Origin of the sequence: Halopseudomonas xiamenensis, from assembly GCF_014219065.1 — a bacterium.
Classification (GTDB): Bacteria; Pseudomonadota; Gammaproteobacteria; order Pseudomonadales; family Pseudomonadaceae; genus Halopseudomonas; species Halopseudomonas xiamenensis.
This window is the reverse complement of record NZ_JACLGO010000007.1, coordinates 158,730-173,397: the sequence shown is the minus strand read 5'-3', so window position 1 is coordinate 173,397 and position 14,668 is coordinate 158,730. Positions and strand designations below refer to the sequence as shown.

Annotated in this window: 14 protein-coding genes; 5 read left to right on the top strand and 9 right to left on the bottom strand. The window is 65.3% G+C overall.

Annotated features, from left to right (window positions below; translation table 11 throughout):
• Window positions 1-133: 133 nt before the first annotated feature.
• The 9 genes from trpC to H6X51_RS06905 form a co-directional block, all read right to left on the bottom strand.
• Window positions 134-928, bottom strand: coding sequence for an indole-3-glycerol phosphate synthase TrpC (gene trpC / locus H6X51_RS06945; RefSeq protein WP_185266795.1), 795 nt, complete (start codon window positions 926-928; stop codon window positions 134-136).
• Window positions 925-1,974, bottom strand: a complete 1,050-nt coding sequence (gene trpD, locus H6X51_RS06940; RefSeq protein WP_185266794.1) for an anthranilate phosphoribosyltransferase — start codon at window positions 1,972-1,974, stop codon at window positions 925-927. Before trpD ends, trpC begins: the two co-directional genes overlap by 4 nt.
• A 21-nt stretch (window positions 1,975-1,995) precedes the next feature.
• Window positions 1,996-2,592 carry an aminodeoxychorismate/anthranilate synthase component II gene (locus H6X51_RS06935; RefSeq protein ID WP_185266793.1) on the bottom strand — a complete coding sequence of 199 codons (597 nt, stop codon included), beginning with the start codon at window positions 2,590-2,592 and terminating at the stop codon, window positions 1,996-1,998.
• Between the two features lie 10 nt (window positions 2,593-2,602).
• On the bottom strand, window positions 2,603-4,081 hold the full coding sequence (gene trpE / locus H6X51_RS06930; protein WP_185266792.1) for an anthranilate synthase component I: 1,479 nt from the start codon (window positions 4,079-4,081) through the stop codon (window positions 2,603-2,605).
• A gap of 178 nt (window positions 4,082-4,259) precedes the next feature.
• On the bottom strand, window positions 4,260-4,937 hold the full coding sequence (locus tag H6X51_RS06925; RefSeq protein WP_185266791.1) for a phosphoglycolate phosphatase: 678 nt from the start codon (window positions 4,935-4,937) through the stop codon (window positions 4,260-4,262).
• Between the two features lies 1 nt (window position 4,938).
• On the bottom strand, window positions 4,939-5,613 hold the full coding sequence (gene rpe / locus H6X51_RS06920) for a ribulose-phosphate 3-epimerase (RefSeq protein ID WP_185266790.1): 675 nt from the start codon (window positions 5,611-5,613) through the stop codon (window positions 4,939-4,941).
• Window positions 5,614-5,897: 284 nt separating this feature from the next.
• Window positions 5,898-6,656: a DnaJ domain-containing protein gene (locus tag H6X51_RS06915; protein WP_185266789.1), complete on the bottom strand. Its 759-nt coding sequence runs from the start codon at window positions 6,654-6,656 to the stop codon at window positions 5,898-5,900.
• Between the two features lie 13 nt (window positions 6,657-6,669).
• Entirely contained in the window at window positions 6,670-7,344 is a 675-nt protein-coding gene (gene murU, locus H6X51_RS06910; RefSeq protein ID WP_185266788.1) for an N-acetylmuramate alpha-1-phosphate uridylyltransferase MurU, read from the bottom strand.
• A 2-nt stretch (window positions 7,345-7,346) separates the two neighbouring features.
• Window positions 7,347-8,357 carry an aminoglycoside phosphotransferase family protein gene (locus H6X51_RS06905; RefSeq protein ID WP_235991257.1) on the bottom strand — a complete coding sequence of 337 codons (1,011 nt, stop codon included), beginning with the start codon at window positions 8,355-8,357 and terminating at the stop codon, window positions 7,347-7,349.
• A gap of 162 nt (window positions 8,358-8,519) precedes the next feature.
• Between H6X51_RS06905 and H6X51_RS06900 the strand changes: the two genes are divergently transcribed.
• The 5 genes from H6X51_RS06900 to apaG are packed head-to-tail and all read left to right on the top strand — an operon-like array spanning window position 8,520 to window position 14,667.
• Entirely contained in the window at window positions 8,520-11,207 is a 2,688-nt protein-coding gene (locus H6X51_RS06900) for an LPS-assembly protein LptD (RefSeq protein ID WP_185266786.1), read from the top strand.
• Window positions 11,197-12,489, top strand: coding sequence for a peptidylprolyl isomerase (locus tag H6X51_RS06895; RefSeq protein ID WP_185266785.1), 1,293 nt, complete (start codon window positions 11,197-11,199; stop codon window positions 12,487-12,489). Before H6X51_RS06900 ends, H6X51_RS06895 begins: the two co-directional genes overlap by 11 nt.
• Window positions 12,490-13,482 (top strand): 4-hydroxythreonine-4-phosphate dehydrogenase PdxA, encoded by a 993-nt coding sequence (gene pdxA, locus H6X51_RS06890; RefSeq protein ID WP_185266784.1) that lies wholly within the window; start codon window positions 12,490-12,492, stop codon window positions 13,480-13,482.
• Window positions 13,479-14,291 (top strand): 16S rRNA (adenine(1518)-N(6)/adenine(1519)-N(6))-dimethyltransferase RsmA, encoded by an 813-nt coding sequence (gene rsmA, locus H6X51_RS06885; protein ID WP_185266783.1) that lies wholly within the window; start codon window positions 13,479-13,481, stop codon window positions 14,289-14,291. The genes pdxA and rsmA overlap by 4 nt, the downstream gene beginning before the upstream one ends.
• Entirely contained in the window at window positions 14,284-14,667 is a 384-nt protein-coding gene (apaG, locus tag H6X51_RS06880; RefSeq protein WP_185266782.1) for a Co2+/Mg2+ efflux protein ApaG, read from the top strand. Before rsmA ends, apaG begins: the two co-directional genes overlap by 8 nt.
• Window position 14,668 lies beyond the last annotated feature (1 nt).

Here is a 14,668-nt window from a genome sequence, read left to right as displayed (position 1 = left end):
TATACGCACGCATCGGCTTTATGTTTTTCAACCATCGGAGCTTGCAACCGGGGAGGAGTCCCTATACGCAATGACGGGGGAGTGGGGCGCGACAACCCGAAACCACAGTGCGCCGGGCTATCCTTGGTATCGATCAGAAGAACAGCCGCTTCAATTCCGCACCCGGATCGGCTGCGCGCATGAACGCCTCACCGACCAGGAAGCTGTACACGCCATTATCCAGCATCAGCTGGACATCATCCCGGCTGAGGATGCCGCTCTCGGTGACCGCCAGGCGGTCGGTGGGAATCTGCGGCAGCAGCTGCAGGGTGGTATCCAGCGACACCTCGAAGGTGTGCAGGTTGCGGTTGTTGATGCCGACCAGCGGTGTGTCCAGGCGCAGCGCACGGTCCAGCTCGGCGCCGTCATGCACCTCGACCAGCACATCCAGGCCATGCTCGATGGCGGTCGCGTTCAGCTCCGCCATCTGCCCGTCCTCCAGCGAGGCGACGATCAGCAGCACGCAGTCGGCGCCCATCGCCCGGGCCTCGACCACCTGGTAGGGATCGACCAGAAAGTCCTTGCGGATCACCGGCAGGCTGCAGGCGGCCCTGGCCTGTTGCAGGTATTCCGGGCAGCCCTGGAAGAAGTCGATATCGGTCAGCACCGACAGGCAGACCGCGCCACCCTGCTGGTAGCTGGCGGCGATCTCCGCCGGGTTGAAGTTCTCGCGGATCACGCCCTTGCTCGGCGAGGCCTTCTTCACCTCGGCGATCACCGCCGGCTGGCGCGCCTCGGCCCGCCGGCGCAGGGCGTTGGCAAAGCCGCGGGGCGCATCAGCGCTGGCGGCCAGGCGCTGCAGCTGGTCCAGCGAAACCTTGGCGCGGCTTTCCCGCACCTCTTCATATTTGCGCGCGACTATGTTGTCCAGAATGGTCGGCAGGCTCATTTCTGCAGTGCCTCCTCACGGAAGATTTCGGTAAAGGAGGCCAGTTCGGCCATTTTCTCCCGGGCCATGCCCGAGTACAGCGCGTCGGAGGCCAGCTCCACGCCCTCCTTCAGTGAAGTGGCCACGTCGGCCGCGTACAGCGCGGCACCGGCGTTGAGGATGATCATGTCCGCAGCCTTTTCCCCTTCCTCGGTCTGGCGCTTGCCCAGCGCATCGCGGATCAGCTTCAGCGAGGCGTCCGGTCCTTCCACGGTCAGGCCGATCAGGCTACGGCTCTTGATACCCAACTCCTCCGGGCTGATCTCGTATTCGCGGATTGCGCCGTCCTTGAGTTCGGCGATATGCGTCGGCGAGGCCAGACTGATCTCGTCCAGGCCATCACGCGAATGCACGATCAACACGTGCTGGCTGCCCAGGCGACCCAGCACCTCGGCCATCGGTCGGCACAGTGCCTTGCTGAACACGCCGATCACCTGATGCCTGACCCCGGCCGGGTTGGTCATCGGCCCGAGCATGTTGAACAGGGTACGCATGCCCAGCTCGCGACGCGGGCCGACAGCGTACTTCATCGCACCATGGTGCGCCGGGGCGAACATGAAGCCGACGCCGACATTCTCCACGCAGCGGGCCACCTGCTCGGGGGTCAGGTCGAGGTTGATACCGGCCGCTTCCAGCAGGTCGGCGCTGCCGCTCTTGCCGGACACCGCGCGGTTGCCATGCTTGGCCACCTTGCCACCAGCAGCAGCAACGACGAAGGCGGCGGCGGAGGAGACGTTGAAGATATTCGCACCATCACCGCCGGTACCACAGGTATCGACCAGATTGTCCCCGGCAATCACCACGCCGGAAGCCAGCTCGCGCATCGCCAGCGCCGCACCGGTGATCTCGTCCAGGCTCTCGCTCTTCATGCGCAGCGCCACCAGCATGCCGCCGATCTGCGCGTCAGTGCACTGGCCGGTCATGATCTGGCGCATGACATCCTGCATTTCCTCGGTGGACAGGTCGATGTTCTCGACGACCCGCGCCAGTGCTGTGGTGATATCCATCATTACTCTCCTGAAATTCGTTCAGCTGCGCATGCCGCCCTGCTGTTTGAGAAAATTGGCCAACAGCTCATGGCCCTGTTCACTGAGAATGGACTCGGGGTGGAATTGCACCCCTTCGATCATATACTGGCGATGGCGCAGGCCCATGATCTCATCCACCGAGCCGTCGGCATGCTGGGTCCAGGCAGTGACTTCCAGGCACTCGGGCAGATTGTCGCGACGCACCACCAGCGAATGGTAACGGGTCACCGTCAGCGGGTTGGCCAGACCGGCAAATACACCCTGGTCCTGGTGATACACCGGGCTGGTCTTGCCGTGCATGGCTTCGCGGGCGCGTACCACCTCGCCACCGAAGGCCTGGCCGATACTCTGGTGCCCCAGGCACACGCCAAGGATTGGCAGCTTGCCGGCGAAATGTCGCAACGCCGGCACCGATACCCCCGCCTCGTTCGGCGTGCACGGTCCGGGCGAGACGACGATGCGCTCGGGCTGCAACGCCTCGATCTGCTCGATGCCCAGCTCATCGTTGCGCACCACCTTGACCTCGGCCCCCAGCTCACCGAAATACTGCACCAGATTCCAGGTGAAGGAATCGTAGTTGTCGATCATCAATAGCATGCCGATTCCCTCACTTCACGGACTGTTCAGCCAGCGCCACCGCACGGAACATGGCGCGGCGCTTGTTGATGGTTTCTTCCCACTCCAGCTCCGGCACCGAGTCGGCGACGATGCCGCCGCCGGCCTGCACGTGCAGCTCGCCGTGCTTGATCACCGCGGTGCGGATGGCGATGGCGGTATCCATGTTGCCGTTCCATGCCCAGTAACCTACCGCACCGCCGTACACGCCGCGCTTGACCGGCTCCAGCTCGTCAATGATCTCCATGGCGCGGATCTTCGGCGCGCCGGACAGGGTGCCGGCCGGCAGGATGGCGCGCAGCGCGTCCATGGCGGTCAGCTCCGGGCGCAGCCGCCCGCGCACGTTGGAGACGATGTGCATGACGTTGGAATAGCGCTCGATGACCATTTTCTCGGTGACCTGAACCTGGCCGATCTCCGCCACCCGCCCTACATCGTTGCGCCCCAGGTCGATCAGCATCAGGTGCTCGGCCAGCTCCTTGGCGTCGGACAGCAGATCCTGCTCCAGCGCCAGGTCGGCCTCCTCGGTGGCGCCACGCGGGCGGGTGCCGGCGATCGGCCGCACCGTGACCTCGCCCTCCTCCACCCGCACCAGTACCTCGGGCGAGCTGCCGACCACGTGGAAGTCAGCCAGATTGAAGAAGTACAGGTAGGGCGTCGGGTTCTGGCTGCGCAGGGCGCGGTACAGGTCGATGGGCGCGGCCTGGAAGTCGATGCTCATGCGCTGGGAGGGCACCACCTGCATGCAGTCGCCGGCGAGGATGTATTCCTTGATGGTGTTTACCGCGTTCTGGTAGTCCTCGCGGGTGAAACTGGCGCGGTACTCCAGTTCGCGCGCGGCCACCGCCGCAAGGTTCAGCCCCGGGCGCGGCGTGAAAGGCGCGGCCAGCTGCGCGAGCAGCTGATCCAGGCGCTGGTTGGCCCGCGCCAGGGCTTCCTCGCTGGCGGTATCGGCGAGCACGATGACATGCAGCTTGCCGGCCAGATTGTCGAACACCACCACCTCGTCGGAGACCATCAGCAGGATATCCGGGTTGTCCAGCGGGTCTGGGTTCGGCGATGCACCCAGGCGGCGCTCGACATAGCGCACGCAGTCGTAGCCGAAATACCCCACCAGCCCGCCATTGAAACGCGGCAGGCCGGGTACATCCGCCACACGGTAGCGGGCCTTGAACTGCTCGACGAAGGCCAGCGGGTCCTGGCACTCATGGGTTTCGGTCTCGACGCCATCCACCTGCACGCTGGCAGTGTAGCCATGCACCTTCAATACCGTGCGCGCCGGCAGGCCAATGATCGAGTAGCGACCCCATTTCTCGCCGCCCTGCACCGATTCGAGCAGGTAGGAATAAGGCCCGTCGGCCAGTTTCAGATAGGTGGACAGCGGCGTGTCCATGTCGGCCAGCACTTCACGTACCACCGGGATGCGATTGCAGTCGCGGGTCGCCAACTGGCGAAATTCGTCTTGGGTCATGATCAGCCTCGTGGGCGGGTAGATGTCATACACAAACCGGTGCCTGCGCGCGGCGCAGGCGGAACAATATCAGGGACGCCAACGCCAGCGGGCGAGCGCCTTCATTATTCCCATCAGTATACGGTTGCTGACAAACACGGCTGATCCATTGATGTTGCAAGCGGGTAACGCTGCAAGACTATATGAGCGCATCGAGCGAATCAACCAGCAGGTCCGGGTTCTCCATGGCTACCGGGCGGCCATGGTTATAGCCATAGCTGACCGCCACCACCGGCACACCGGCGGCGCGGGCCGCCAGCACATCGTTACGCGAGTCACCGATGAACAGACTGCGCTGCGCTGTCGCCCCGGCACTGGCCATGACCTGCAGCAGCCCGGCCGGGTCCGGCTTCTTCAGCGGCAGGGTGTCGCCACCGATGATCCAGTCAAAGTGGCCCAGGCCCTTCTCCTCGAGCAGCGGTGCAACGAAGCGTTCGGGCTTGTTGGTGATCACCGCCAGGGCAACGTCCCGCGCCCGCAGCCAGTCAAGCAGCTTCGGTACGCCGGGATAGACGGTGGTCGCCGCATGCCCGCCGGCATAGGCGTGCAGGAAATCCGCCAGGGCCGCCTGAGCCTCGGCGTCATCCACCTCGGCGTGGTCGATACTGCCAGCCAGAGCGCGGCGCACCAATATCAGGGCGCCATTGCCGACCCATTCCCTGACCCGCTCGATACCGGCGGCCGGGCGGCCACGCAGCGCCAGCACCTGGTCGACCGCGGCGGCCAGGTCCGGTACCGAGTCGACCAGGGTGCCGTCCAGGTCGAACATCACCAGTTGCGGCAACTGGCCGTCGAACAGGCGCTCCAGGACAGACATCTCAGCCTTGCACCTGGGCCAGCTCGGCGCGCATCTGGTCAATGACCGTTTTGTAGTCGGGCGCATTGAAGATCGCCGAGCCGGCAACAAAGGTATCGGCACCGGCCTCGGCGATGGCACGGATATTCTGCACATTCACCCCGCCGTCGATTTCCAGGCGGATATCGAGGCCACTGGCATCGATCAGCGCGCGGGCCTCGCGCAGCTTGTCGAGGGTGCCGGGAATGAACTTCTGGCCGCCGAAACCGGGGTTGACGCTCATCAGCAGCACCATATCGACCTTGTCCATCACGTACTTCAGCGCGTCCAATGAAGTCGCCGGGTTGAACACCAGGCCGGCCTTGGCGCCACCATCGCGGATCAACTGCAGGGAGCGGTCGATATGGTCGCTGGCTTCGGGATGGAAGGTGATGTAGGAGGCGCCGGCTTCGAGGAAGTCACCGATGATGCGGTCCACCGGGCGCACCATCAGGTGCACGTCGATCGGCGCAGTGATACCGTACTTGCGCAGTGCGCTGCAGACCATGGGGCCGATGGTCAGGTTGGGCACGTAGTGGTTGTCCATCACATCGAAATGGACAATATCGGCGCCCGCCGCCAGCACCCGATCCACCTCTTCCCCGAGACGGGCGAAGTCGGCGGACAGGATCGACGGAGCGATGGCGTAATCAGGCATGGCAGACCTCTGCGGTAATCGGAACCGGGGTATTCTACCCCGTCCGCCGTGGCTCGTGTTGCCGATGAGGTAGGAATGCCGCGCGGGAAGGCTCGCCTGGCGGGCCAGGGATGTGTGAACGGGGTGTAGCGAGCAGGCGCTACGCCGACGGACTTGTAGCCGCCGAGAACCGTCGGCGAGCAGGCGCTCGCCAACCCGTGGTATTTCGCGGGCTGATACAGGAATGTTTGATGAGAGCGGCGTCGGATCGCCGCACCGCTCGCCGCGATAGAGGGCCAGCAATATCAACGAAACCCGCGATACCGTTTCAGCTTGTCATAGGCCAGCTGGATACGATGCACCTGCTCGCCAGCCGCAGCCAGTTCAGCCTCGCTGGCACCACCGGCCATCAGCTTGTCCGGATGGTGGCGGCTGAGCAACCGGCGATAGGCACGCTTGATCTGCGCCGGCTCGGCGTTGAGTTCGATACCCAGCACTGCTGCAGCCTGGCGCAGGCCACCGCCGGTGGCCGCCGGCGCGCCGGCTGGCTGGCGGCGCTGGTGACGCTGGCGCAGCCGCTGCTGCTCGGCCTTGCCCAGGCCGGCCATCTGCGCCCAGGCATCCAGCAGTTGCTGGGCTGCGGCGCTCGGGCGCTCGTGCACCAGGGCCATGCGCCAGCAGCAATCGAGCAATTCGGCATTGCGCTGGGGCTGTTGCCGGCACAGGCGCTGTAACTGCCGCTCGACCCGGCTGGCCGGCAGCTTGCCACGGTTGAAGTCGTCCATCGCCTGGCGCCGCTGTGCCTCGTCCAGCCGGTACTGGCGCATCAGTTCCCGGGCCAGTTGCAGGTGTTCGTCAGTCACCCGGCCGTGAGCCTTGGCGATGCGTCCGAGACAGAGGAACAGCACCCGCTCGAATGGCGGTTTCAAACCCAGTTGTCGCGGCAGGTCCGACCAGCGTTGCAGACGCCAGTGCCGATCCAGCGCATGCCCCAGCACACCGCCGAGGATGCCGCCCGGCACCCCGGCGACCACTGCGCCCAGCACCAATCCCGTTACAGTCACCGGCCAGAGCACCTCAGCCCTCCCGCGCCTGCAGATCGGCCTGCTGCAGCCGTTCGGGTGTACCGACGTCGATCCAGCGCCCGGCATGATGTTCGCCGCTGACCAACTTCTGCTGCGCCGCTGCACGCAGCAGCGGGGCCAGTGGCTGCGGACCCTCGGCCAGGCCATCGAACAGCCGCGGCGACAGCACCGCGATACCGCTGTAGGTCAGCGCCAGGGACTGCTGGCCAGCAGCCGGATTGGCCACGCTGCCGTCCGCCAGCAGGAAGTCGCCACCCGGCTTGAACGGCGGGTTGTCGACCAGCACCAGATGCGCCAGTCGCCCGGCGGGCAGGCGCAGCGCGGCGAAGTCGAAATCGGTCCAGATATCGCCATTGACCAGCACGAAAGGCGCGTCACCGAGCAGCGGCAGGGCGCGCAGAATGCCACCGGCAGTTTCCAGCGGCTGCTGTTCGGCGGACCAGTCGATATGCACCCCCAGACAGGCGCCATCGCCGAAGGCCGCTTCGATCTGCTGGCCCAGCCAGGCATGGTTTATCACCAGGCGAGACAGCCCGGCGCGCGCCAACGCCTCGATATGCCACTGGATCAGCGGCTTGCCGGCCACCGGCAACAGCGGCTTGGGGGTATGCAGGGTCAGCGGACGCATGCGTTCACCCTTGCCCGCCGCGAGAATCATTGCCTTCACCGCTATAATCCCAGGCTGTCGAGCAGGCGTGTCAGCGGCGCCAGGCGGGCATCGCTGGCGCAGGCTTCGCGCAGATAGAGGATAAAGCGCGGCGCATCCCCCAGGTAACGCGGCTTGCCATCGCGGTAGCGGATGCGAGCGAAGATGCCCAGCACCTTCAGGTGCCGCTGCACACCCATCAGCCGCGACTGGCCGAGAAACATCTCGAACTGTTCCGGCAAGTCGATGCCGGCGGCCCGCGCCTGCTGCCAGTAGCGGCGAATCCAGCTCTCGCGCTCGGCCAGCGGCAGGTTGAAGAAGGCATCGGCGAACAGCGAGGTCACGTCGTAGCTGGCCGGCCCGTACAAGGCATCCTGGAAATCCAGCACCCCCGGTTCACCCTCGGCGGTCATCAGGTTGCGCGGCATGTAGTCACGGTGCACGAATAGCCGCTTCTCGGCCAGATGGCTGTCCAGCAGCAACCGGCACAGGGCATCCCAGTCGGCCTGCTGCGCGGCACTCCACTCGCGTTGCAGGTGCCGCTCCACGAACCAGTCGGGAAACAGCTGCAGCTCGCGGCGCAGCACCGCCTCGTCGTAGTCCGGCAACTCGCCGGGCCGGCTGCTGGCCTGCCAGCGCACCAGTGTGGTGATGGCACCGGCGAACATGCGCTCGAGCTGCGCCGCGCTGACCCCGGCCTGGATACTCTCCAGGTAGGTACGTGCACCCAGGTCTTCCAGCAGCAGGAAGCCCTGCTCGGGATCGGCCGCCAGGATTTGCGGTGTCTTCACCCCGGCGGCGGCCAGCAGACCGGCAATGCGCATGAAGGGTCGTACATCCTCCTGCTCCGGCGGCGCGTCCATGATGATCAGGCTGTGCCGACCATCGCTCCAGCGGAAATAGCGGCGAAAGCTGGCATCGCTGCTGGCCGGCTGCAGATGCCCCGCACCGACCTCCCCCCAGCCCTGGTGCACATGGGCCTGGCCCAGCGCTGGCGGCAACCAGGCCTCCAGTAATCTCTGTCTTGCATCCATCATTGGTTTCCCGAACAGGACGGCGCTGGCTCTGGCGCCTAACAATGCTTTATTATCCACGATCTCGACACGCAGAAGCAGCATGCATGTTGCAATTGCCTCGCACAAGTTCCCGAGTTATCGCGAGCCTGCACGCCCGACTGAACGCCCGGACAACTACAAATGGCCTACCCAAAACCTCCGTTTCGCCCCTCATTTTCCCTGTTGCTGGCCAGCGGACTGCTGCTTGCGCAACCCGTATCCAGCCTGGCCGCCAGTCAGGTTGAATGTCGCCCCAGCAGCGATGGCAGTGGCTGGGCCTGTAGTCCACTGCAGTCGACCGCCAAGCTGCCGCCGCGCCCCGGCAAGCCGGTGGTACGCGCTGCTGAAGCGGAGCCGGTGGAAACCGTCGAGGCGCCGCGGCGCAGCGCCAGTCAGCCGCGGCCAGTGGACTTCAGCGAACTGGACTGGGTGCCGCGTGAGCAGTTGACCGAGGCCCAGCGCGCCGCCATTGCCCCCTATTGCAGCGGCGACTATATCGAGCCCGCGCGCATCGGACGCGATGACGATACGCCCTTCGACCAGTTGCCGGTGTATGCCAGCGCCGACTCCAGCAGCTTCGAGCAACGTAGCCAGACCGGCACCCTGGAAGGGGACGTGCTGCTGCGCCAGGGCCGACTCCAGGCCCAGGCCACCCAGGCGAGTTTCGACCAGGCCAACAACATCGTGCGTCTGGACGGCGATGTGCGCCTGCGCGACCAGGGCCTGCTGGTCCTCGGCGACAGCGCCCAGATGCAGATCGACACGGGCGAGACCCGCATCGATCAGGTGCGCTACGTGGTGCACGAGCCCAACGCCCGCGGCAGCGCGGACAAGCTGATGCGCCGCGACGATGCGGTCATCGTCATGACCAATGGCACCTATACCACCTGCGACCCGGGCCGCAATACCTGGAGTCTGCACAGTGACGACATCGAGCTGGACCAGGAAAAGGGCTGGGGCGAGGCCAAGCACGTGACCCTGCGGGTCAAGGATGTGCCGGTGTTCTACACCCCGTACATCTACTTCCCGCTGGATGACCGGCGCCAGACCGGTCTGCTGCCACCGTCCATCAGCAACTCCACCGACAATGGCACCGAGCTGGTCACGCCCTACTACATCAACATCGCGCCGAACTACGACGCCACCCTGTATCCGCGCCTGATGAGCAAGCGCGGCCTGCAGATGGAAGGCGAGTTCCGCTACATGCAGCCGGGGCATGAGGGCCAGATCAGCGCCTCCTTCCTGGATGACAAGGAATTCGACGACAACCGCTGGCTGTATGGCTGGGAACACCTGGGTGGACTGCAGAACCGCTGGACCACCGAGGTCGAGTACTTCGACATCAGCGATCCGTTCTACTTCCAGGACCTGAACAGCGCCCTGGATGCGCGCAGCGACACCTACGTCAACCAGCGCGGCGCCGTCACCTACCGCGGTAATGGCTGGCAGTTCGAGGCAGCCCTGCATGCCTACGAGCTGGCTACCATCACCTCGGTGACACCCTACGAGCGACTGCCGCAATTGCGCCTGGATGGCGGCCACTGGCTGGGTGACAGTGGGCTGAAGTTCGATTACCGCGCCGAGTACAGCTACTTCGACCGGGATCTGGGACGGGGCTTCCTGACTGGCAAGGACGGCATTCACACCGATGCGTTCGGCGACCCCATTCGCAATCTGGATGAAAACCTGCGCGGACTGCAACGCGCCACCGGCCATCGCGTCAGCCTCAGCCCACGCATCAGCTATCCGTGGCAGAACAACTGGGCTTACGTGACCCCGGCGGCACGCCTGCAGTCGACCTACTACGATCTGAACTTCAACAAGCGCCAGCATCCCGACCTGTCGACCAACCCGGACCTGTTCTTCGACTACGACGCCGCCGACACCAACCCATCGAGCACCATCCCGGTGGCCAGCCTGGATGCCGGTCTGTATTTCGACCGCGAGACCAGCTGGTTTGGACGTGATCTGCGCCAGACCCTGGAGCCTCGCGCCTTCTATCTGTATGCGCCGCACCGCAACCAGGATGACCAGCCGCTGTTCGACACCAACGAGAACACCTTCAGCTACAACGCGCTGTTCCGCGATGACCGGTTCAGCGGCAATGACCGCGTCGGTGATGCCAACCAGTTGGCGCTGGGCCTGACCAGCCGCGCGCTGACGACCAGGGGCGTGGAGCGCGCACGCGCCAGCTTCGGCCAGATCTTCTACTTCGAAGACCAGCGAGTGCAGTTGCTCGACACCCTCGGCCAGCGCCGGGAGCGGGACGACGACTCCACCTCTGCCTACGCCGCCGAGTTCATGTACCGGATCAGCAATGCCTGGCAAGTACGTGGCGACGCGCTGTGGAATCCGGACAACAGTACCGATAATGCCGGCAGCCTGATGGCCAACTACCAGCCGGAGCCACGCAAGGTGTTCAATGCCGGCTACCGTTTCCGTAACGAGGTCAACACCTTCAATGCCCTGACCGGCAACTTCATCCGCGACGAAAACCGCCGCATCGATCAGTCCGACCTGTCCTTCATCTGGCCGCTGACCCAGCAGTGGAGCATGATCGGTCGCTGGCAGCATGATTTCTCCGGTGACCGAACCCTGGAGGCCTTCGGCGGTCTTGAATATGACAGCTGCTGCTGGAAGCTGCGCTTCATCAACCGCTACTGGGTCGACTACAACGAGTTCGAGTCGGTCACCCAGGACGAGGGCAATCGCGGCATCTTCCTGCAGGTGGTCCTGAAAGGACTGGGCAGCGTCACCGGCAATCGTGTCGAAAGCCTTCTGGACGAGGGCATCCCTGGCTACAGAGAGCGTGAAACCAATGCATTTTAAGCTACACCGTACGCTGATCGGCCTGTGCGCCGGTCTGCTGATCAGCACCGGGCTGCAGGCCCAGATGGTCGAACTCGACCGCGTCGCGGCGATTGTCGACAACGATGTGATCATGGCCAGCCAGGTCACGGAGCGGATGAACACCATCCGCCAGCAATTGAGCGAGCGCGGCGCGACCGACTTGCCACCGGATGAGGAGCTGCGCGCCCAGGTCATGGACCGGCTGGTGCTGGAAAGCATCCAGCTGCAGATGGCCGACCGGGCCGGCATCCGCATTGACGATGCCACCCTGAACCAGACCATGCAGCAGTTGGCCGAACGCAACGGCGTGACCCTGGAACAGTTCCAGGCGGCCCTCGAGCAGGACGGCATCGGCTATGCCCATGCCCGTGAACAGGTACGCCGCGAGCTGCTGATCAACCGCGTGCGCCAGCGCCGGGTCGCCGAGCGCATCCAGGTCAGCGACCAGGAAGTGCGCAACTTCCTCAACTCCGAAGTGGGCCGCTACCAGACCTCCGCCGACTACCGGTTGGCGATGATAGTGCTGCCGGTGCCGGAGAGCGCCAGCAACGACGAGGCCCGCCAGCAGGCCGAACGGGCCGATGAGATCTTCCGCGAACTCAGCGATGGCGCCGACTTCACCCGCCTGGCGGTCAGCCGCTCCGGCGGCGAGCATGCCCTGGAGGGCGGCGAGCTGGGTTGGCGCAAGGCGGCGCAGCTGCCGCCGGTGTTCGCCAATGCGGTGGCCGATCTGGAGATCGGTGGCGTTACCCAGCCACTGCGCTCGCCGGCCGGCTACCACATCCTCAAGCTGCTGGAAAAGCGCGGCGGCGATAACCTGATGGTGGACGAGTTCAATGTGCGCCACATCCTGATCAAGCCCAGCGAAATCCGTAGCGAGGCGGAGGCCGCCCAGCTGATCCGGCGCCTGTACGAGCGCATCCGCTCCGGTGAGTCCTTCGCCAACCTGGCCCGTTCCTTCTCGGAAGACCCCGGCTCGGCGCTCAATGGTGGATCGCTCAACTGGGTCACCGCCGATGCCATGGTGCCGGAGTTCCGCGAAGTCATGCTCGATACCCCGATGGAACAGGTATCCGCTCCGTTCCAGAGCCAGTTCGGCTGGCACATCCTGCAGGTGCTGGACCAGCGCCAGGTCGACATGACCGACGAAATGCGCGAACAGCAGGCGCGCAACCTGCTGCAGAACCGCAAGTTCGATGAGGAACTGCAGACCTGGCTGCTGGAAATCCGCGACGAAGCCTACGTAGAGATCAAGAGTTAAGTGAGCGTATCCGCAATAGCGCTGACCGCCGGCGAACCCGCCGGTATCGGCCCCGATCTGTGCCTGCAGCTGGCCAGCGAGCCCTGCGCCCACCAACGTGTGGTCATCGCCGATCCGGACCTGCTGGCTGAACGGGCGCGCCAACTCGGCCTGCAGGTCGAGCTGCAGCCCTATGATCCGGCGCGCCCGCCGGTGCCACAGGCGGGTGGCCAGCTCAGTGTGCTGCCGGTGCCGCTGGCCACCCGTTGCCAGCCCGGCAAGCTCAACCCGGCCAATGCCCGCTACGTGCTGGAGACCCTGCGCCTGGGTGGCCAGGGCTGCCTGGACGGACATTTCGGCGCGGTGGTCACCGCCCCGGTACACAAGGGCGTGATCAACGATGCCGGCGTGCCCTTCTCCGGGCACACCGAGTTCTTCGCCGACCAGACCGGCACCGAGCAGGTGGTGATGATGCTCGCCTGCCCCGGCCTGCGCGTGGCCCTGGCGACCACCCACCTGCCGCTGCGTGAGGTGGCCGATGCCATCACCGCGCCGCTGCTGGAACGGGTCGTGCGCACCCTGCACCAGGACCTGCGCAGCAAGTTCGGCATCGCCGCGCCGCGCATCCTGGTCTGTGGCCTGAATCCGCATGCCGGCGAGGGCGGGCACCTGGGGCGCGAAGAGATCGATGTGATCATCCCGCTGCTCGAACACCTGCGCGCCGAGGGCATGCTGCTCGACGGTCCACTGCCCGCCGATACCCTGTTCACCCCCAGACACCTGGAACAGACCAACGCGGTGCTGGCGATGTATCACGACCAGGGCCTGCCGGTGCTCAAGCACAAGGGCTTCGGCCAGGCGGTGAATATCACCCTGGGCCTGCCGATCATCCGCACCTCGGTCGACCATGGTACCGCCCTGGACCTGGCCGGCACCGGACGGGCCGACGTCGGCAGCCTCAGGGTCGCCCTGCATACCGCCATCAGCATGATCGAAGCCCGAGGCCAGCAATGAGTCAATTCGCTCCACACCGGGCGCGCAAGCGCTTCGGCCAGAACTTCCTGCATGATCATGGCGTGATCAACCGCATCCTGCGTGCCATCGCCCCACGCGAAGGCCAGCACCTGGTCGAGATCGGCCCCGGCCAGGGCGCGCTGACCGAAGGCCTGCTGGCCGGTGGCGGCAAGCTCGACGTGGTCGAACTCGACCATGATCTGCACCCGCTGCTGCTGGCCCGCTTCGGCGGCAATCCGCAGTTCACCCTGCACAAGGGCGATGCGCTGAAGTTCGACTTCCGCCAGTTGGCCGGTCCCGGCGAGAAGCTGCGGGTGGTCGGCAACCTGCCCTACAACATCTCCACGCCATTGATGTTCCATCTGCTGTCCCAGGCCGACTGCATCGCCGACATGCACTTCATGCTGCAGAAGGAAGTGGTGCAGCGCCTGGCCGCCGGCGCCGGCATGAACCACTATGGTCGCCTCGGCATCATGGTGCAGTACTGGTGCGAGGTGGAGCACCTGTTCGACGTCGGCCCCGGTGCGTTCAATCCGCCACCCAAGGTCGACTCGGCGATCGTGCGCCTGACGCCGCATGCCAGCCTGCCGCACCCGGCAGAGGATGTGCAACTGCTCGAAGTGGTGGTACGCGAGGCCTTCAACCAGCGGCGCAAGACCCTGCGCAACACCCTCAAGGGCCTGCTCGATGCCGACGCCATCGAAGCCGAGGGCCTGGACCCCACCGTCCGTCCGGAACAGGTCGACCTGGCCGGCTTCGTGCGCCTGGCCAATCGCCTGGCGCGGCAAGGGAGCGCTGCCGATGCCTGAACCGACACTGCAGAGCATCATCGTCGAAACCCAGTCGCGCTACCTCAGCGAACAGTCGGACCCGGCGCAGAACCGCTTCGCCTTCGCCTATACCATCACCATCCGCAACACCGGCACGCTCGCCGCCCAGTTGCTCGACCGTCACTGGATCATCACCGATGGCAACGGCAAGGTGCAGGAAGTGCGCGGCGAGGGTGTGATCGGTGAGCAACCGCTGATCGAGCCCGGCGCCAGCCATACCTATACCAGCGGCTGCCTGCTGGAGACGCCGGTGGGCAGCATGCAGGGCAGCTTCGGCATGCGCCGCGCCGATGGCGTGCCATTCCGCGCCCCGGTCCAGGTCTTCCGCCTGGCCCGGCCCAACGCGCTGAACTGAG